Raw genomic sequence first — 18,271 nt, forward strand, 5'->3', positions numbered from 1 at the left:
CATGGCTCAACGCTTTAACTTCCAGAGCTTTTTACTTCGTTTTCTATTTGCTTTGCTTTTAGTTTTTGTCAGTTATAACCCAAGCGGCTATAGCTATTATCACTGGGCACAAGACGCTTTCTTTGGTCAGGGCACATTTAAAACACCACCGTTTGCGATGACAACCGTGTTATTGCTAATTGGCTGGACGATTTACCTTAGGGCGACCTTCCGTTCTTTAGGTGGACTTGGCTTGCTACTGGCTTTAGCCTTTTTTGCCATTATTATATGGTGGCTGGTCGATCTAGGTTTATTAGGTATTAACGATTTCTCGATTCTTAGCTATATCGCCTTATTCCTGATTGCCGCAGTTTTAGCAGTAGGTATGTCTTGGTCACATATTCGTCGTCGTATCTCAGGTCAAATTGATACAGATGACGTCGATGAAGATTAAAACTAGCCCTTAAAACAGGAACATCTCTTAACCGTGCCAAAACGAGAACAAGATTTCACTGAAACGGCTGCAAAGCTAGCATGGAATACACTTACCTCTGAGGATGATGGCCGAGCGTGCAAAGATATACCAGAACAAGCATGTGATGAGCAGCCCAGAAATTTCTCAACTCATATTATCTCTCTGTCATTAACAAAATCAGCGGATGCCTTTGTTAATCCAAAATTGATTTTGAGCTGGATTATGACGACGCTAGGCGCACCTGCTTATTTCATCGGTTTATTAGTTCCGATTCGCGAAGCAGGTTCCTTATTACCTCAGTTGTTTATCGCCAATACCATTCGCTCTTTGTCTTTGCGTAAATATGCCTGGGTCTTAGGGAGTTTTATTCAGGGTATGTGTGCAGCAGGCATGGGCATTGCCGTTCTCAGTCTGGAAGGAACCCCGCTCGGTATTACAATTGTGTGTTTATTAGGTCTTTTGGCCCTGTCACGCAGTATGTGTTCAGTCTCTTATAAAGACGTATTGGGTAAAACAGTCAGTAAATCCAAGCGTGGCACAGCAACCGGAACGGCTTCTTCTTTGTCAGCCGGACTGGTTATTGCCTATGCCGTACTGATTTCTCTTAACCTCGTTGATAAATTAACGTTGGTCACCATCGGTCTTTTTTTTGCAGCAGGATTTTGGGTCATTGCCAGCGCCTTATTCTCTACATTGGAAGAGCAGAAAGGTGCAACAGAAGGTGGGGGTAGCCTGTTTATTATCGCTAAACAAAATTTTTCTTATCTCTATAAAGACAGGGAGTTAGGACTTTTTATTGTGACTCGAGCGTTGCTTATCGCCACAGCATTGGCGCCACCGTTTATGCTGGCATTAAACGCTGAACACTTGAATAATAATATCGGCGGCTTAGGAAGCTTATTACTCGCCTCCTCCCTGGCCAGTCTGGTCAGTGGCTATGTCTGGGGACGTCTTGCTGATATCTCCAGCAGGAAGGTTTTACTCTTGTCAGGTTTCAGCGCTGGTGTGGCCTTGTTACTGACCGTTATTGCAGCCAGTTATCACTTATTAGAGGTTTACTGGGTATTACCTGCATTATTATTTGCACTGATGGTCGCATACGAAGGTGTCCGAATGGGTCGTTCAATTCACTTAGTCGATATTGCCGATCAGGATAAACGGGCTATTTATACTGCGCTATCGAATAGCATTATTGGCGTTTTTCTTTTATTAGGCGGTTTATTCAGTATTGTTTCGCACTGGTATGGTGAACAAGTGGTTTTATCAGTGTTTGCTTTGATGAGTTTTAGCTCAATGATTTCAGCCTATCTAATGAAAGAAGCGCAATAAATAGTCATTATCACATGGATATATAGGTTGGATTCCTTAACCGTAATTTCACATATTGTTTATGCTTATAAGTCGTCTTTCTGGCCTTTAGGGCCAACAATAAAATAAAAAGCGAAACCTTATGAGTGAGAGAGATACTGCCTTTTTTGACCGTGCTGATGCGTTTATTCGTATAGCTAATGAGCAAATGGAAAAGGGGACTGCCGCAGGTGAAGTAAGTGCTTCATTTATGTATGGGCTGGCACGCTATACGGCATGGTTCAGTGCTTCAGGATGGACCCAAAGCAAGGATATGTCAGACGCGAAACAGGAAACTATCGACTTTTTTGTAAAAGAATATCGTCAAATGTTGGAAATGAATATGGATGATTATATTCAAAACTTTGACCAGTATATTCAAGTCTCAGAAGAGCTAAAACAAAAAGGTTAGCTGCAAAATACCCCTCTGTATCAAAACCGGTTTGCGTTGCTGATAACAAAATTATCGGAAAAACCAGCTGAATTCATATAGCATCTAATCATTAATGATGATTGGATTTGTCTCTATGTCAGCTCGTTTTTTTAAACCCGTTAGCGGGATAATCTTTACCTGTCTGCTTCTCACCTTAAATGGTTGCGCCACCCGATATCTGATGCAATCAGATCGCTATCAAGAGATACCTTCCTCTGAAGCTGGCTCAGCTAAACACGTTGATGCAATCAGTCACTAACCGTCTTTTTCACAAGCAGATGACAGTCGGTCATGTTAGTCTTTAAGCGTGTTTATTACGGAGAAACGTATGTTTATTCACGCTTTAAAGTTGCTTAGTCTTTCTGCATTATTATTTCTGAGTGCGTGTCATCACTACCATCCGCATAAAGTGGTTCCACCAGGCCACGATGCCAATGGTCCGGGTAATAGCGAAAATGCACCAGGTCATAACAAGTAAACAGGAATCAAAATGTTACTTAAATTTCTCGGTATTTTATTAATTGCAGCCGGAACAACGGGGTTAGTCATGGATGATATTCCATTTACTAAAACAACCCATGAAGCGGATCTGGGGGTTATTGAACTTCAGATTGATGAAAAAGATAACTTGCATATTCCAGATTGGCTCGGTGCAAGTAGTATCGGCTTAGGAACACTTCTGCTACTTATTCCAGCAGGAAATCGTCGTCGTTAAACGCTTATCAATAACGCTTCATGGTCTTGTGTCTGAAGCGTTATTGATTACTCCCCACGCTCTTCTTCGTTTTTTACTTGTCTCTCAGTCCCAAGCTTAAACAAATTTACGGAAAGTCAGACAAACATTCTCCCTATTAGCACTGCTAGTATTTAATCGCTACACAATTTTGGATCTCTGCTTCTTAAACAACTTGCAAAAGCATGTTTAAAAAACAGTCATTCTTGTGTGGTGTGTTTTTTTAATGGAGAAAAAACAATGCAGCACCCAATTAAAAATTCGGTAAGCCGATCTCTTCTTTTCGCTCAGGACATAGGATTGATATTAGTTGCCATAGCGACGATGGTAGCTATCGGCATCGAAGTGAAAGTAATGATTGATAACAGCTATGTGTCATTGACAGATTTGCTGTTGATGTTCATCTACCTGGAAGTACTGACCATGGTTGCCGTTTATTATGAGTCAGGCGAGTTGCCAATAAAAATACCGTTATATATTGCGATTGTTGCCTTAGCGCGTTATTTGATTCTGGACATGAAAAACATCGATACGTGGCGCATTCTAGGAATAGCCTCATCGATTTTCTTGCTTGGCGCATCGATTATCGTTATCTACTACTGCAAAAAACTGATGCAGGAGAAGGTTGAAAGCTGATCATAAATAACGCGATGAGCAGCTTGTTTGGCGGAACTGGTAACAGTTCCGCCTTTTTTTTATTTAACCCCGATCTCTACAATAAATTCATTTCCCAGCTTCTTTTCAGCTTTGATTAAGCTTGTCTGCATAGTCTAACCTGTGTCTGTAGTGTCATCTGGGGAAAACATGCAAAATCTAAAATACATTTTGAGTCACTGGTTAACCATTACCGTGTTATGTTCCAGTATCGTATTATTGCTTAGTCATACCCATACTGAAGCAGAAATAAAGAATGTGCCTGAATGGGATATGAACTTTCATTACGATGTTGGCAAACCCATCAAAATTTCAGGTATTGAAGACAACTTGTCAGGGCTGACCTATCACCCCGAAAGCGATCATCTATTCGCCGTACTCAATCACCCTACCCAGCTTATCGAAATGACCAAACAAGGTGATATTGTTCGACGTATTCATCTTGATGGTTTTGTTGATACTGAAAGTGTGGATTATCTCGGAAATAACACCTTTGTTGTGTCAGAAGAAAGAAGACAGCAACTGGTGTTCTTTTCCATTAATGACACGACAACTAAAGTCAGCTATGACAAGAGTGAACGCTTACCCATGAATTGGGCAGAACACAGCAATAGAGGTATGGAGGGGGTGGCATGGTCCGCCCAATATGGTTTTTTTGTCTTGCAGGAAGAGCCACCTAGAATTTTGAATCATGTCTTACACCATACTGAGACGAGTATTGATGTCGAAAAACTTAATCACTCATTACCCGATCATGTTGATGATTTGGCTGGCATCAGCCTGTTTTACGCAGAACAACAACCTTTTCTTCTTGTGTTAAGCGAAGCATCCAATGCACTGCATATGATCAATTTAAGCGGGGACAAAGTCGCCAGTCTGTCATTAAAAACTGGCCCATTTAATTTTTGGCCGATTATGAAACAACCTGAAGGAGTAGCGGTTGATAACGATGGTCATATTTATATTGTCGGAGAGCCAAATCAGATGCTCAAATTAAACCGAAAAACAACACTTAAACAATCATTCTGACAGGCATAAAAAAAGCGGTCCGATGACCGCTTTTTTTATTGGTTTAAACGTCATAAGTGGACGCTGAAACATCACCACCTTGCCCTGTCCAGTTCGTATGAAAAAACTCACCCCGAGGTTTATCAATACGCTCATAAGTATGCGCACCAAAATAATCCCGTTGTGCCTGTAATAAATTAGCAGGTAAGCGTTCACTTCTATAACCATCATAGAAGGAAAGCGCGCTGCTGAATGTTGGTACAGGAACGCCAAGACTGACCGCTGTCGCTACAGCCTTACGCCAGCCCGGCAACGATTCTGTGATAGCGTCAATAAAAAAGTCGTCCAGTAAGAGATTATGTAGATCAGGATTGAGATCAAAGGCATCACGAATCTTACCCAAGAACTGACTTCGAATAATACAGCCACCACGCCACATTAAAGCGATACCACCATAATTCAGCTCCCAGCCATAAATCTTAGCTGCTTCACGCATCAGCATATAACCTTGCGCGTAGGAGATAATTTTTGATGCATATAAAGCATCACGAATCGCGTTGACCATTTCCGCTTTATCCCCTTCAAACGATGAGGTAATAGCAGGTAACACTTTTGAAGCTTTTACCCGTTCATCTTTTAACGATGATAAACATCTTGAGAACACGGCCTCACCAATCAGGGTTAATGGTATACCCAAATCAAGTGCATTCATGCCTGTCCATTTACCCGTGCCTTTCTGTCCGGCAGTATCGAGAATGTGATCGACCAGCAACTCACCATTCTCATCACGTTTGGCCAGAATATCGCGGGTAATTTCAATCAAATATGAGTCAAGCACACCTTCATTCCACTCAGCAAAAACCTGGTGAATCTCATCACCACTCATGCCAAGCCCTTCCCTCATCATCTGATACGCTTCGCATATAAGCTGCATATCACCATACTCAATGCCGTTATGTACCATTTTGACGTAATGTCCAGCACCATCATTACCGACCCAGTCACAACACGGCTCACCATCAACCTGTGCAGCGATAGCCTGAAAAATAGGTTTAATTGCTGACCAGCCTGCATGATTCCCACCCGGCATTAACGAAGGACCATGGCGAGCGCCTTCTTCCCCTCCGGAAACACCACTGCCGATAAATAAAATCCCTTTCTGACGTAATTCTTGTGTTCTTCTATCACTATCATTGAATAAGGAGTTTCCGCCATCAATGATGATGTCGCCTTTCTCGAGGTACGGCACCAACTGCTCAATGAAAGTATCCACCACCGGACCGGCTTTGACCATTAACATGACCCGCCGCGGTAATTTCAGGCTATTCACAAAACTTTTCAGATCATGAAATCCAATGATATTGGTATCTTTCGCTGGTCCATTAATAAAGTCATCGACTTTACTCGTTGTACGGTTAAATACCGACACTTTGAAGCCCTTGTCATTCATATTTAAAACAAGGTTCTGCCCCATCACGGCAAGTCCGACAACACCAATATCTGCTACTGCAGGATTATCTACTTCTCTCATAAGTCTCTACACACCTTTATATATTCACCAATAGCTTCACGGGTTGATCCAACAACTAAACGACGTTGTCCTGATGCCGAATCACACTCTACCGCTCCTGCTACCTCAATGGTCTCTCCCGCTTGTGCCTGACCGACATAGGTATGGGTAAATGAAATGACTTCCGGCGTCATTTCATTATCAATAAGATAGCGGGCGGGAAAATCAAATGCTTGCTGATCATCAATCACCACTGCTTTTAAGGTAGAAATTCCTTGCTTAATATAGTGGTGATGATCAACGACTAACTCTTCCGGCAAACTGACCATACCAATATCAAATTTGGTACCATCAATCGCCGCCTTGTTATATTTACGGGCTTCATGCCAGGCAAACTCTTCAAAATTAAGTTCACCACCGCGTCGTTGGAAATTATCTTTCATGAGTGACAGGTCAAGCGCCGTGAGTTGCTGCTCCGCAACAGCTTGTTTAACTGCCTCACGGGTTTGACGAAAAGCCTCGCGCCCATATACCACCAAATCAATATCCGAACCTTTCTTTTGCTGACCAATCAACATTGATCCTGTCAATCCTAGAGAAGCCGTATTCACACCATATTTGGTGAGGATAGCGATTAAACGGTGGCATTTTTCTTCAATTTCATCATTTGGAGAACGAGCAAGAAGAGACTTTAAATATTGTTCTGGTTGATGATGAACCTCAACATCCTCGGGTTTTACCGCATGAAACTCAGCATCAAACTGCAGTGATTTAAAAAGATATTTAGGGTAATGGCGGGCTAATAAACGATTAGCCTGCTCAGTATCAATTTTCTGCCATTGACCTTGATTTTCAATATAACGCAGAAAACAACCAATTTTTTGTTGATGGGGATGATAACTGACCACAGCAAAGATAAGACCTTCAGCCGTCTGAATAAAGTCTTTTGGCAAATACGGGAAATCTGCCTGTCTCATCGTGTATTACGCTCCTTTGTTAAAGGCATCATGACAAGAAATTACCCCAGTCGTCTACCCCACATCCATAATCCAGATAAAGATAAGAAAATAATCAAAATACTCAGTGCATCAATCAGCCAAATTCCTACTGGACCGAGAATATGGCCGTTATGTATATCAAGAAGAAGTTGCTGAATACTGATACCTTTACCATAAAAAAACTGTTTCAGCTCTGTATTTACCGACTGTGGCAAAGGATGCGGCATACTCCATGAGACGCCTTGTAATGAAATCGGTTCCCATTTATCCAACATAAAATTACTGCGCCACATTGATTGGCGGGTCTGTAAAACCGGCTCACCATGATAAAGACCAATATTTTGGATAGGCGCAGGAATACCGGCTTCGGCCCCCATTTTTTCAATAAATTCACCCTCGCGGGTTAATAGAATTAAGCCATCATCCGTGGTTAGAACAATAATGTCTTCAAGGGCGATCCCGCCTAATAAGGGGCGCTCAATATGTATTAACGGCGTTGCATCAAGAAAAAGTTGATTGCCAAATTGAGAAAAAATTTTGTTATCAATCAAAAATGCAGCGTCAGGCTTAACCTCTCCTATACCGTACTGAGACATAAGCCAGTCCCAACTGACATAACGCTTATCAAGCTCAAGCTGGCTGGAATGGTTGAGCGCTATTCCGGTAATAGCAAACATTAATAAAAAACTGGCTAAGATGGCGCCGATAACACGATGAAAACTGCGCAATTTGCGGTTCATGGATCAACTCTGGCTAATAGATGAATCCAGATATAATGCCAGCCTAACGACATTCGTCATAGCCCTGACAGATAATGTTGCGCCAGTGATACCATCAATATGTTTATCTAACCGATTATCCACCAATCCAACATTCTGAAATTGCTGTGTGAACGCCGGGTATTTCACTTCTCCTCCCCGACTCTCACGATAAGCCAGTACTTTGACCTGTTCGACGCGGTCGCCATTGATAACCACACCAAAAGTAATTGGCTCCTCTTTACCGATTTCCTCAAGTATCCAGGCGCTGCGTTGCCCCTCTCGCCAATAACGAATTCGAAGACCGGCGTAGGGATGACCAAGAATATCCGCAACCGTCTGTCGGACATCACCTTTCATCCAGACAACATCACTTTGCGGAAGGGTACCGTTAAACACTTCAGCTAAGAAAGCATCATTGGTTTGGTAGACGCCACGAGCATGAGATGTCGTCGTGGTGAGCAGTAAGATTAAACATAACAAAGCTAATTTGAAACCAGAAATGACATTATTCATCTTAATAACCACTCACCACGCCTATATTACTCATCGATTAAAACTGATAACCCACACCAACATTGAAGCCATCAAATTCATCATCTTCATTTTCAGCATCCTGATCCTGATAATCAAATTTGACGACAACTTGTGGGTCTAACCACCAGTTCACACCTAAGTCCCATGAGCGCACTTCTGAATCAACAGAGCTACCCGCCTGGTTATCCCATAAGCTATAACGTGTGAAGATTCCAATCGCATCAGTCAATTTATAAGAAGGTTCCAGATACCAGCCCATTTGCTTATCTGCACCGACTGATTTTGGTCCATCACCTTCTAAATGCCATGATGCATATAAAGCACGGAAACCAAAGTTGCCTTGCTGAATAGCGGTATGGGCTTCCCATAGCACTGCACTACCCGCATCATGGTCATTACCTTGAGTTATATCTTCCTGATATTGCAATGATGTAGCGACTTCAACACCTGGAATTGCGGTCCATTTGAGTCGCCCAGTGTAAGCAAAGTCACTGGCATCGGCTTCAGAGACTTTTTGACGACCACTACGAACTGAGTAATCGTTGCTGGCTGAAGTATTTAAACCAGAGGTCATCGCGGCATCATAAGAAAAACCAGGTGCCAGTTCTCCACTAAACATCACACCACCTTCCCACCAGGTCGTAGGAATAATGTTTTTCTCAACATTATTACGTTCTACCCCATAAAAGGTATTAGGCTCGTGGGTTTCGTTCAATAAACCAACCGGCACCAGGAATAAACCCGCATTAACACGATGTTTGTCATTAATATCGTATTGGATATAAGCCTGTTCCAGCTCAACCTCGCCATTTTGACCATCACCGGAAATAGAATGTTCTAACTCCAACTCTGAAAAGAGTCGAAGTCGGTCATTGAACTCATGGTTAAAAAATAAGACAAAGCGATGAAAGTCAATTTCATCCTTATCAGCACCACTACCTTGATTTTGTAGATTGTTGTAATGCAGTTCTCCGTAACCACCGATAGACGTTTTGCTTTCTTGAGCGGCAGAGGCTTTTACTGCTTCTTCTGTTGCCACAGCTAATGCCTCAGCTGTTTCATTTGCCTGTTCGGCTTTAGCTTGTGTGGCAACGACTTGTTGTTTCAGTGTTTGATTTTCTGTTTTCAGTTGTTCGTTCTGTTGCTTAACTTCGTTCAACTGTTGCTTCATTTCTTGCAGAAGCTGCCAGATTTCTTCATTCGTGGGCGAAGCTGCCTGAGCTGAAGACATGGCGACCATCAATGTACTCGCCAGCAGTGTTTTCTTGAATTTGTACATGCTCTCTCATCCTGTTTTCAATAGTAAAAACAAGAGAAAGTATACCTATATTGCGAATCACTATCACTTAGTTTTAGGAATATTTCACACAATTAACGGGAAATAATCATGCCTACAACCAGGATTACATCATGACACGGAGGCTAGGTTGAGCATATGCTGCATTAAATTCGAATAAACCTTTACTCATGTCTTGGGCAAATTGAGTGAAGTGATGCTCACTCATTCTCACAGTAATCGATCCCATTGTGAGATGAATCATTTTACAATCAGGGCAATGTTGAATATCCACAGTATTAGATTCATAAATTGTTTCTGGTTTACATGCTCTACTCGCCATGGGGGCTCCATTAAATAAAGATTAGGAAAAGGAAAATGCTGTGCGTTGTTTGAGGTTTCGATGCCGGCAGTAAACATCCCACCAACCTCTCGCGTACGATTGCCATAATGTTTTGATAGAAACACGGTCGTCTTGGGTGAGTAATAAGCGATAGTTGCGACTTATCTGTAGTGCCAAACAAGCTGATGGGCTAACTTGATAATACGCCACTAACTCTTTGATGGATGCCAGCAAACAATCACGCTGCCAGTCAGGTCGACTCAGTGGCATATTCATGATTTTAACTTCCTTGCCGCTGCAGAAAGCAGCATATTCCAGACCGTTTTTTTAGAACTTTTATTCAGACAGTTAAAGTCAGCCGCGTGCAGCTTACCTTCGTGAATTAAGGTCTCTAGCGTATTTTCATCAAATGCCAGATGAATGCTATGTCTTCCCTGTGTATTAAATTGTGCTGTTTTCATAACTCACCTCGTCCTGACAATGTGGAGATGAGTATAAATTCATTTAAATCTAAATGCAAATCATTCTTATTTAAACAATGTAAAGTTTCGGTAAAAGTCTTTAAGGAGAATAAGACCCTGTACCGTAGTAACCGTAGCCTACAAAGGGCCAGTCATGTTTAGGGTTGTATGGCAGACCTGAAACAGGATTATTTGCCGGCCAACGCTGTTCTTTGCTCTGCTGAATAACCGGTAAGGTAAGCTGATTTTGATCTACAGTGATATTTTTCTGATCGACAACCTGCCCCAGTACTGTAATAAAACTATCTGTTTTATAAACTTCAGGATCGAGAAAGTCAGCACTACGAATAAAAAAACGACCTTCACTGTCACTACTTTCGTCTGGTCGGCCAACTCGGTTGAGCGGGAACTGAACGACCAAAATTTCTGATTGCTGCTCGCTATTTTCAACAGCAATAATTTTACCGCCCCATCGAACTGTTCTACCTTGATATAAATTAATATTGTCTGCTACCTGCTTAAGTGACAAGTCCCCTTCCGCAGGCGGTTGGATTTTGGGAGACATATAACTGCATGCTGTTAGCACAGCCAAAGCTAATATGAGTATGCTGAAACGAATCATTGGCAAACCTCCTGTCATATACCTTAGTAGTTAATGAGTTTATATAAGTCGTTATTTGTTTTTTCTATTCTTTTTTCGCTCAGCCTTTTTTGCTGCTTTTTCTTCTCGGACAATCAAAACCTGTTGCCATTCTGCTTCTATCATTTGAGGTGTCTCCCAGGTGATCCTTCCCAGCATGCCTGCTCTGATCTCAGTCAGAATGATCTTAGCAGTACGATCCAAATCTACCTTACCACCAGACCTCAGACAGCCCCGTTTGATTCCAATAGCTTCCATATTCTCCAGCGGATATTCAGTTAAAGTATCCAGACCGAAGCGTTGTTTTAACTGTTCCGGATAGGCCTGCATCAAATACTCGATGGCATATAAGGCAATATCATCATTATCAATTGCTGTTTCTTTGATTGCGCCAGTCACGGCTAGACGATAACCACCATGAGGGTTTTCAAGATTTGGCCATAACACGCCAGGGGTATCATGCAAGACAACACCTTGTTCTAGTCTGATGCGTTGTTGCATTTTGGTAATTGCCGGTTCATTACCTGTTTTGGCTATTTGGCGACCGGCAAGACTGTTAATCAATGTGGACTTTCCAACATTCGGAATGCCCATAATCATCGTGTTAATCGGTCTTCCCGCTTCTGCTTTGGCAGGTACCATTTTTCTACACAGTGTCAGTAAATCAGCGATACCTTCCTGTTGCTGAGCCACCATAGTCAGCGTTTTCGTATGATTTTCCTGCTCATAATACTGCTGCCAACGCTCTGTGATTGTTACATCAGCCAGATCATATTTATTCAGCAACTTGATACAAGGTTTGTCTTTGCGAATCTCTGCCAGCATAGGATTCTGGCTGCTGAAGGGAATTCGGGCATCCAGCACTTCAATAATCAGATCCACCTGCGGCAAGATCTCTCTCATTTCTTTGCTGGCTTTATGCATATGGCCGGGATACCACTGAATTGCCATTAACGTTCCTTTTTCACTACGATAGATATTGGGTAACATTCTAACGCAAAGCCGTATTAACACCGATTAGCTTTACTCATTGCTAGATGGCAATTGGTTCCGCTAAGGTCTCGGTAACGTATAATGCGGAACTTTCTATGAGAATCGGAACAAGAGTATGCCCAAGGCCAGTGATCTTAAACGTGGAATGGTAGTTGAAGTACATGATGAGCCCTATGTCGTTAAAGATATTGATATTCGTAACCCATCTTCGCGTGGTGCATCGACACTATATAAAGTTCGTTTTAACCATCTGAAAACGAAACAAAAACGTGATGAATCCTTCAAAGGCGAAGACTTTCTTAAAGAGGTCGACTGTGAACGCCAGTTAGTCCAATTTTCCTATCAGGATGGCGACAGCTACATCTTTATGAACAACGAAACCTTTGAGCAATACGCTATCAATGCTGCTGATATTGAAGACGCGCTGGGCTATATCCATGATGGTCTGGATAATATCGTCGCTGTTTTATTACAACAACAACTTGTGGCTATAGAGTTGCCAGCCGCGGTTTCTTTGACTATTGTCGATACATCGCCGGGGATAAAAGGCGCTACGGCAGCGGCTCGCACAAAACCAGCAACCTTATCGACGGGCTTAGAAGTACAAGTCCCAGAATATATCGAAAATGGAGAAGTCATTAGGGTCAACACCGACACAGGAAAATTTATGTCGAGAGCCTAAAACGATCGTATGAAGACACGTATCAAACATCTTGTTTTGATTTGCTTAGGCTGGATGTTTGTCGCCTTGGGCATCATTGGTGTCATCCTGCCGTTGATGCCAACAACGATTTTTCTGATATTAGCCTTGGCGTGTTTTGCCGAAAGCTCTCCCCGGTTTCATCAAATGTTGCTCAATCACAAATGGTTCGGACCACCACTAAGGCAATGGCAGCAAACACATAGCATGCGCCGGGATATTAAAAAGAAAGCCTATTTAATCATCATACTGTCATTTGCTATTTCAATTGCTGCCGTTTGGGGCCGACTTTGGTTACAAGTCATGTTATTTACTATTGGACTCATTCTGTTAGCCTGTTTATCTCGTGTAAAGGAATCAGACTAAGCAGATGAATACGATTGAAGCCATGCAAAAACGCCATTCTGTGCGTCATTTTTTAGATAAAGAAGTGAATCAGCAAGATCTAATGACTCTTCTGGAGGCTGCTAGACACAGTCCTTCCGGCTCAAATACACAGCCTTGGCAAGTGGCTGTCGTCAGAGGAAAAGCAAAACAGCGTCTGGCTGATGCGATGGTTTCTGCATTTGAACAAGGTGAAACAACCGCCCCTGCCTATCAGTACTACCCCAACCCAATGCCTTCTCCCTACAATGACAGACGCAAAGCTTGTGGTTTAAAGCTTTATCAGACGCTAAACATTGCCCGTGACGATAAAGCAGGGCAACGCGCGCAATGGGCAGCCAATTACCGTTCCTTTGATGCGCCGGTGATGCTCTTTTTCTGGATGGATGGCATCATGCAAACCGGTTCATATATGGACATGGGTATGTTCATGCAATCAGTGATGCTGGCTGCGGTAGATTGTGGCTTGGCAACCTGCCCTCAGGCAGCATTAGCGCAATATCCCAATGTTGTGAAAGAACACTTATCCATACCAAAGGATGCCATCATTCTTTCGGGCATGGCGCTGGGTTATGAAGATACTGAAGCCCAGGTGAATCAGTTTAGAACTGAACGTGAGACAGTAGAAAATTTCATTCAATTTTATGATGAATAATGGAGATAAAATGGAATTGCAGGCTTTTTTAACGCAATTAAAAACACACCCTGAAAACATAGCATTTGATGACACTATGTCAGTCATTGAAGCTAATTATGTATTTACTCCTACCGCATTTAAAAACGGTGGTACCACCAATGAAGCCGGCCAAAATAATGGCTCATGCAAAATTCTTGGCTTTGGCAAAATACATGCACTTAGTGTTGACGAAACCCTAGCCTGCTTTGGTCAGTATTATCGGGATGATGTGTTAGCCAATCCACACGGGGACGATCACCAAAATATTCGCCACTTTATGAAAACCGGTTGGGATGGCGTGCAATTTGAGAGTGAACCACTAACAGCACGCTAGTCTGTTGATTCATATATCAAATAAAAAAGGGAGCAGATGCTCCCTTTTTTTATAGTATTTTCTGCGATTAACTTAGAGTAATACGCGTTCAATACCACCTTGTTTAACACTATCGATGAAGTCTTTATGCCAGTTATCCCCTTTCAGGTGTTTGGCAATTTCAACCACAATATAGTCGGTATCAATACCCGTATCTTCACTGTAGCGGCTCAGGCCTTGTTGACAGGCTGGGCATGACGTCAACATTTTCACATTGCCATTTTTCGCCTTATCCTGCCCGGTCAGTTCCTGAATCCCTTTAGTAATTTCCTCTTCCTTACGGAAACGCACCTGCGTCGCGATATCTGGACGCGCCACAGCAAACGAACCGGCTTCACCACAGCAACGATCATTTAATGCTACTTCCTGTCCCATTAAAGTACTGGCCACAGAGGTCGGCTGATACGTTTTCATAGGAGTGTGGCATGGGTCATGATACATATACTGAACCCCTTCCACGCCTTCCAGCTTGACACCTTTTTCCATCAGATACTCATGAATATCCAACAGGCGGCAGCCAGGGAAGATCGCCTCAAACTGATACTTCAGCAACTGATCCATACAGGTACCGCATGAGACAATGACGGTTTTGATATCCATGTAATTCAGCGTATTCGCTAAACGATGGAATAACACCTGATTAGATGTCGAAATCGATGTGGCTTTTTCCTTATCCCCTGTTGATGCTTGCGGGTAACCACAACACAGATAGCCAGGGGGCAGCACAGTTTCAGTGCCCACTTCATACAACATGGCTAAGGTCGCCAAACCTACCTGGCTGAACAAACGCTCAGAACCGCAACCCGGGAAGTAGAAAACGGCATCTGATTCATCATTGACCTTTTTCGGATCACGTAGAATCGGAATCATTTTCTCATCTTCAACACCCAACATGGCACGTGTAGTTTGTGTCGGCAAACCTGTTGGCATTGGCTTTTTCATGAAATGAACGACTTGCTCACGAATCGGCGTTTTACCTGTCGTAGGCAGGGGACGTTTTTTCTTGCTGCCTAATAAGCCTAGTGTTTTAGCAACACCATGCGCCATTTTCTGGGCCTGATACCCCCACTCAATCATGGTTTTACGCATGATTTTCACTGTCAGAGGATCAGTCGCATTCAGATAGGCCATCGATGTCCAGGTGCCAATATTTGGACGACGCTTGCCTTGTTTCTTCAGCACTTCACGTAGTTTGATACTGACATCACCAAAGTCGATATTGACCGGGCAAGGATTCAGACAGCGGTGACATACCGTGCAGTGATCCGCCACATCATTCATCTCTTCAAAGTGACGAACTGAAATGCCACGGCGCGTTTGTTCTTCGTACAAGAAAGCTTCAATAATCAAGCCTGTACCAAGAATTTTATTCCGTGGTGAGTATAGTAAGTTGGCACGAGGCACATGAGTTGTACACTCAGGCTTACACTTACCACATCTCAGACAGTCTTTGATGTCATTGTTGATGTCACCCAGATCACTTTGTTCAAGAATCAACGCTTCCTGCTCTAACAGGCGTAATGACGGTGTATAAGCATTGTCCAGACCAGAACCGGCTAATAACTTACCGGCATTGAAATGACCATTGGGATCCACTTTCTGTTTGTACCCGGCAAAGGCATCAATGGTAGCTTTGTCCAGATATTGCATCTTGGTCAGACCAATACCATGTTCACCGGAAATAACACCACCCAGGCGCCCAGCTAATGCCATCACTTCATCGACAATGCCTTCAGCATCATGCATCATTTCGTAGTCATTAGAATTGACTGGAATGTTCGTGTGAACATTACCATCACCGGCATGCATGTGGGTGGCGACAAACAAACGACCTGAACGGTTTTCTTTATGAATACTGTCCAGCTTATTACGTAATACACTCAGCGCTTGCCCTTGGAATAACTCTTTTAAGGGTTTTTCCATTTCTTCACGATACGAAATACGTAAGTCACGACGCTGTAGTACATTAAATAACGTATCACCGTCGAGGATATTGGCTGTAGCAGTATCAGACAGCAGGTCGGCTAAATCTTTAGCAGGTTTGTCCAGGCTGTCTAAAATTTTCTGCCAGCGTGCCATGACCACATCGACATGACGGCATGCGGCTTCGTTTTTAGAATTGACGATGGCATCGTTTTCAACACTATCACTCAAATCTTTATTGCCACACTCTTTCAGTTCTTTTGGATTAGAACTCAAATAGGTTTTCACTGCTTTCGCTGTTTTTAGCTTATTGCGTGTGGACTGAACAATGTTAATACGTTCAATACCATCGTTATATTCAGATAAACGATCCAGAGGAATAACGACGTCTTCATTAATCTTAAACGCATTGGTATGTCTGGCAATCGCCGCTGTCCGAGAACGATCGGCCCAGAAACGTTTGCGCGCTTCAGGGCTGACGGCCACAAAGCCTTCACCATCACGCGCATTGGCAAGACGAACCACTTCAGAGCAGGCTTCTGCTACCGCGTCCTCATCATCCCCTACCACATCAATAAGCAAGACCATCTTCGGCGCCACTGAACGCGGCGCTTTGGTTGAGTAGTCAACGGCTTTTACATAGCGCTCATCAAGATGTTCCATCCCGGCCAGTAACACGTTTTTGTTATTGTCCAGGTAATCTTTGGTCTCTACGATAGCCGGTACGGCTTTACTTAAGTCATTACCGAAAAACTCAAGACAGACCGTACGGATATAGTCAGGCATACGATGCAGAACAAAAACAGAAGACGTGATCAAACCATCACAGCCTTCTTTTTGTATGCCCGGCAAACCACCGAGGAACTTGTTTGTCACGTCTTTCCCTAAGCCAATCTTACGTAGTTCTTTGGCAGGTATTCTCATGACTTCTGGCTCACCAATAACGGTTTTACCATCAGCTTCAAAGCGCGTTATTTTAAACTCGGCATACTCAATATCATGAATTTTGCTCAGGTTATGGTTTAACCGTTCCACTTCCATCCAGGTGGCATCCGGCGTCACCATTCTCCATGACAGCAGATTATCTAGTGCCGTACCCCACATCACGGCTTTTTTACCACCAGCATTCATCGCCACATTACCACCGATGGTGGAGGCATCTTGTGACGTTGGATCCACAGCAAACACTAAGCCACTGCGATCAGCTAAGTCAGAAACACGACGTGTAACTACGCCGGCCTCAGCTCGAACGGTAGGCACTTTTTCATCACGACCAGGAATATGGCGATAAATAACTTCCCCCAGGCCTTCCAGTTTTTCAGTGTTAACCACCACACTTTCAGCCGTGAGCGGAATAGCGCCACCGGTATAACCAGTACCACCACCACGAGGAATAACTGTTAATCCCAAGTCGATACAGGCAGCAATAATTTTTGCCATTTCTTCTTCAGAGTCTGGCGTCACAACCGCTAGTGGGTATTCAACACGCCAGTCAGTGGCATCAGTTACATGTGAGACACGGGCCAGACCATCAAACTGGATATTATGTTTTTTTGTCGTTTTGGATAAACGACGCATCACCATCTTTCTGCGTTCCGCGGTGCTCAATAAATTACGTTCAAACCGCTCTACTGCTTGACGCGCACTTTTCTCCAATTGCAGAGCAAGGTCATTATTATTCTCTTCTGCGCGGATACGAATTTGATCCAGTCGATGATGCAAAGCATGACGAAGCGAGCCCCAACGCTTTTGGTTTTCGACTAAATCGTCCTGAATAAATGGGTTACGTTGGATAACCCACATATCTCCTAGAACTTCAAACAGCATTTTTGCTGAGCGGCCAGTTTTGCGTTGCTCACGGAGTTGCTGCAAAACCTCCCACATTGGTTCCCCTAGGAAACGAATGACGATTTCACGATCAGAAAATGAGGTATAGTTGTACGGAATCTCGCGAATTCGGTTAGACATGTTGACAGATAAGCCTCTTTCTAAAGTAAGAGTGATGTTTAAGAGCGGCAATTTTAACACGGGCGCGACTATAATATGACCCACATAAATTAAGCCTTTTAT

22 protein-coding genes are annotated in these 18,271 nt (G+C 43.1%); 11 read left to right on the top strand and 11 right to left on the bottom strand.

Annotation, left to right across the window (positions count from 1 at the left end; all coding sequences use genetic code 11):
* Position 1 precedes the first annotated feature (1 nt).
* From B2248_RS03860 to B2248_RS03890, 7 genes are all read left to right on the top strand, one after another.
* The gene (locus B2248_RS03860) at positions 2-433 is read left to right on the top strand and encodes a DUF6524 family protein (protein WP_007146919.1); all 432 of its coding nucleotides are present in this window, start codon (positions 2-4) and stop codon (positions 431-433) included.
* Positions 434-466: 33 nt separating this feature from the next.
* Entirely contained in the window at positions 467-1,783 is a 1,317-nt protein-coding gene (locus B2248_RS03865) for an MFS transporter (RefSeq protein ID WP_273178714.1), read from the top strand.
* 121 nt (positions 1,784-1,904) lie between these two features.
* The gene (locus tag B2248_RS03870) at positions 1,905-2,213 is read left to right on the top strand and encodes a DUF3144 domain-containing protein (protein WP_273178713.1); all 309 of its coding nucleotides are present in this window, start codon (positions 1,905-1,907) and stop codon (positions 2,211-2,213) included.
* A 349-nt stretch (positions 2,214-2,562) separates the two neighbouring features.
* The gene (locus B2248_RS03875; protein ID WP_273178711.1) at positions 2,563-2,712 is read left to right on the top strand and encodes a hypothetical protein; all 150 of its coding nucleotides are present in this window, start codon (positions 2,563-2,565) and stop codon (positions 2,710-2,712) included.
* A 12-nt stretch (positions 2,713-2,724) separates the two neighbouring features.
* Positions 2,725-2,949, top strand: a complete 225-nt coding sequence (locus B2248_RS03880; RefSeq protein ID WP_273178710.1) for a hypothetical protein — start codon at positions 2,725-2,727, stop codon at positions 2,947-2,949.
* Positions 2,950-3,207: 258 nt separating this feature from the next.
* A complete protein-coding gene (locus B2248_RS03885) occupies positions 3,208-3,603 on the top strand; it encodes a phosphate-starvation-inducible protein PsiE (protein WP_273178708.1) in 396 nt (131 codons plus the stop codon).
* Positions 3,604-3,771: 168 nt separating this feature from the next.
* Entirely contained in the window at positions 3,772-4,650 is an 879-nt protein-coding gene (locus B2248_RS03890) for an SdiA-regulated domain-containing protein (RefSeq protein WP_273178707.1), read from the top strand.
* A 43-nt stretch (positions 4,651-4,693) separates the two neighbouring features.
* Here the strand turns inward: B2248_RS03890 and gnd are convergent, their stop codons facing one another.
* The 10 genes from gnd to ylqF all read right to left on the bottom strand — a co-directional run bounded on the left by gnd (position 4,694) and on the right by ylqF (position 12,103).
* Positions 4,694-6,160, bottom strand: coding sequence for a decarboxylating NADP(+)-dependent phosphogluconate dehydrogenase (gene gnd, locus B2248_RS03895; protein WP_273178705.1), 1,467 nt, complete (start codon positions 6,158-6,160; stop codon positions 4,694-4,696).
* The gene (locus B2248_RS03900) at positions 6,157-7,116 is read right to left on the bottom strand and encodes a nucleotidyltransferase domain-containing protein (protein WP_273178703.1); all 960 of its coding nucleotides are present in this window, start codon (positions 7,114-7,116) and stop codon (positions 6,157-6,159) included. The genes gnd and B2248_RS03900 overlap by 4 nt, the downstream gene beginning before the upstream one ends.
* A gap of 41 nt (positions 7,117-7,157) precedes the next feature.
* A complete protein-coding gene (locus tag B2248_RS03905) occupies positions 7,158-7,877 on the bottom strand; it encodes a PepSY-associated TM helix domain-containing protein (RefSeq protein WP_273178702.1) in 720 nt (239 codons plus the stop codon).
* A gap of 3 nt (positions 7,878-7,880) precedes the next feature.
* Positions 7,881-8,411 carry an FMN-binding protein gene (locus B2248_RS03910; protein WP_273178700.1) on the bottom strand — a complete coding sequence of 177 codons (531 nt, stop codon included), beginning with the start codon at positions 8,409-8,411 and terminating at the stop codon, positions 7,881-7,883.
* Positions 8,412-8,448: 37 nt separating this feature from the next.
* Positions 8,449-9,711 carry a porin gene (locus B2248_RS03915; protein WP_273178698.1) on the bottom strand — a complete coding sequence of 421 codons (1,263 nt, stop codon included), beginning with the start codon at positions 9,709-9,711 and terminating at the stop codon, positions 8,449-8,451.
* Between the two features lie 124 nt (positions 9,712-9,835).
* A complete protein-coding gene (locus B2248_RS03920) occupies positions 9,836-10,051 on the bottom strand; it encodes a hypothetical protein (RefSeq protein WP_007146931.1) in 216 nt (71 codons plus the stop codon).
* A gap of 21 nt (positions 10,052-10,072) precedes the next feature.
* Entirely contained in the window at positions 10,073-10,327 is a 255-nt protein-coding gene (locus tag B2248_RS03925) for a hypothetical protein (protein WP_007146932.1), read from the bottom strand.
* Positions 10,324-10,512: a hypothetical protein gene (locus B2248_RS03930; RefSeq protein ID WP_007146933.1), complete on the bottom strand. Its 189-nt coding sequence runs from the start codon at positions 10,510-10,512 to the stop codon at positions 10,324-10,326. The genes B2248_RS03925 and B2248_RS03930 overlap by 4 nt, the downstream gene beginning before the upstream one ends.
* Positions 10,513-10,612: 100 nt before the next feature.
* Positions 10,613-11,134 carry a Slp family lipoprotein gene (locus B2248_RS03935; protein WP_273178695.1) on the bottom strand — a complete coding sequence of 174 codons (522 nt, stop codon included), beginning with the start codon at positions 11,132-11,134 and terminating at the stop codon, positions 10,613-10,615.
* A gap of 51 nt (positions 11,135-11,185) precedes the next feature.
* Entirely contained in the window at positions 11,186-12,103 is a 918-nt protein-coding gene (ylqF, locus tag B2248_RS03940; RefSeq protein WP_273178694.1) for a ribosome biogenesis GTPase YlqF, read from the bottom strand.
* Positions 12,104-12,260: 157 nt separating this feature from the next.
* On the opposite strand from ylqF, the gene yeiP reads away from it, so the two are divergent.
* The 4 genes from yeiP to B2248_RS03960 are packed head-to-tail and all read left to right on the top strand — an operon-like array spanning position 12,261 to position 14,239.
* Positions 12,261-12,827, top strand: coding sequence for an elongation factor P-like protein YeiP (yeiP, locus tag B2248_RS03945; protein ID WP_007146936.1), 567 nt, complete (start codon positions 12,261-12,263; stop codon positions 12,825-12,827).
* A 9-nt stretch (positions 12,828-12,836) separates the two neighbouring features.
* Positions 12,837-13,211, top strand: coding sequence for a YbaN family protein (locus tag B2248_RS03950; RefSeq protein ID WP_007146937.1), 375 nt, complete (start codon positions 12,837-12,839; stop codon positions 13,209-13,211).
* A gap of 4 nt (positions 13,212-13,215) precedes the next feature.
* On the top strand, positions 13,216-13,884 hold the full coding sequence (locus B2248_RS03955; protein WP_273178692.1) for a nitroreductase: 669 nt from the start codon (positions 13,216-13,218) through the stop codon (positions 13,882-13,884).
* A 10-nt stretch (positions 13,885-13,894) separates the two neighbouring features.
* Positions 13,895-14,239 (top strand): HopJ type III effector protein, encoded by a 345-nt coding sequence (locus B2248_RS03960; RefSeq protein ID WP_273178690.1) that lies wholly within the window; start codon positions 13,895-13,897, stop codon positions 14,237-14,239.
* Positions 14,240-14,311: 72 nt separating this feature from the next.
* On the opposite strand, the gene B2248_RS03965 is transcribed toward B2248_RS03960, so the two are convergent.
* The gene (locus B2248_RS03965) at positions 14,312-18,169 is read right to left on the bottom strand and encodes an FAD/FMN-binding oxidoreductase (RefSeq protein WP_273178689.1); all 3,858 of its coding nucleotides are present in this window, start codon (positions 18,167-18,169) and stop codon (positions 14,312-14,314) included.
* Positions 18,170-18,271: the final 102 nt, after the last annotated feature.

The organism is Methylophaga sp. UBA2012, assembly GCF_002335235.1.
GTDB classification, from domain to species: Bacteria; Pseudomonadota; Gammaproteobacteria; order Nitrosococcales; family Methylophagaceae; genus Methylophaga; species Methylophaga thalassica.

Coding starts and splice junctions, on each gene's coding strand:
- B2248_RS03860 (WP_007146919.1), top strand. CDS start 2: ATGGCTCAACGCTTTAACTTCCAGAGCTTTTTACTTCGTTTTCTATTT.
- B2248_RS03870 (WP_273178713.1), top strand. CDS start 1,905: ATGAGTGAGAGAGATACTGCCTTTTTTGACCGTGCTGATGCGTTTATT.
- B2248_RS03875 (WP_273178711.1), top strand. CDS start 2,563: ATGTTTATTCACGCTTTAAAGTTGCTTAGTCTTTCTGCATTATTATTT.
- B2248_RS03880 (WP_273178710.1), top strand. CDS start 2,725: ATGTTACTTAAATTTCTCGGTATTTTATTAATTGCAGCCGGAACAACG.
- B2248_RS03885 (WP_273178708.1), top strand. CDS start 3,208: ATGCAGCACCCAATTAAAAATTCGGTAAGCCGATCTCTTCTTTTCGCT.
- B2248_RS03890 (WP_273178707.1), top strand. CDS start 3,772: ATGCAAAATCTAAAATACATTTTGAGTCACTGGTTAACCATTACCGTG.
- gnd (WP_273178705.1), bottom strand. CDS start 6,160: ATGAGAGAAGTAGATAATCCTGCAGTAGCAGATATTGGTGTTGTCGGA.
- B2248_RS03900 (WP_273178703.1), bottom strand. CDS start 7,116: ATGAGACAGGCAGATTTCCCGTATTTGCCAAAAGACTTTATTCAGACG.
- B2248_RS03905 (WP_273178702.1), bottom strand. CDS start 7,877: ATGAACCGCAAATTGCGCAGTTTTCATCGTGTTATCGGCGCCATCTTA.
- B2248_RS03910 (WP_273178700.1), bottom strand. CDS start 8,411: ATGAATAATGTCATTTCTGGTTTCAAATTAGCTTTGTTATGTTTAATC.
- B2248_RS03915 (WP_273178698.1), bottom strand. CDS start 9,711: ATGTACAAATTCAAGAAAACACTGCTGGCGAGTACATTGATGGTCGCC.
- B2248_RS03920 (WP_007146931.1), bottom strand. CDS start 10,051: ATGGCGAGTAGAGCATGTAAACCAGAAACAATTTATGAATCTAATACT.
- B2248_RS03925 (WP_007146932.1), bottom strand. CDS start 10,327: ATGAATATGCCACTGAGTCGACCTGACTGGCAGCGTGATTGTTTGCTG.
- B2248_RS03930 (WP_007146933.1), bottom strand. CDS start 10,512: ATGAAAACAGCACAATTTAATACACAGGGAAGACATAGCATTCATCTG.
- B2248_RS03935 (WP_273178695.1), bottom strand. CDS start 11,134: ATGATTCGTTTCAGCATACTCATATTAGCTTTGGCTGTGCTAACAGCA.
- ylqF (WP_273178694.1), bottom strand. CDS start 12,103: ATGGCAATTCAGTGGTATCCCGGCCATATGCATAAAGCCAGCAAAGAA.
- yeiP (WP_007146936.1), top strand. CDS start 12,261: ATGCCCAAGGCCAGTGATCTTAAACGTGGAATGGTAGTTGAAGTACAT.
- B2248_RS03950 (WP_007146937.1), top strand. CDS start 12,837: ATGAAGACACGTATCAAACATCTTGTTTTGATTTGCTTAGGCTGGATG.
- B2248_RS03955 (WP_273178692.1), top strand. CDS start 13,216: ATGAATACGATTGAAGCCATGCAAAAACGCCATTCTGTGCGTCATTTT.
- B2248_RS03960 (WP_273178690.1), top strand. CDS start 13,895: ATGGAATTGCAGGCTTTTTTAACGCAATTAAAAACACACCCTGAAAAC.
- B2248_RS03965 (WP_273178689.1), bottom strand. CDS start 18,169: ATGTCTAACCGAATTCGCGAGATTCCGTACAACTATACCTCATTTTCT.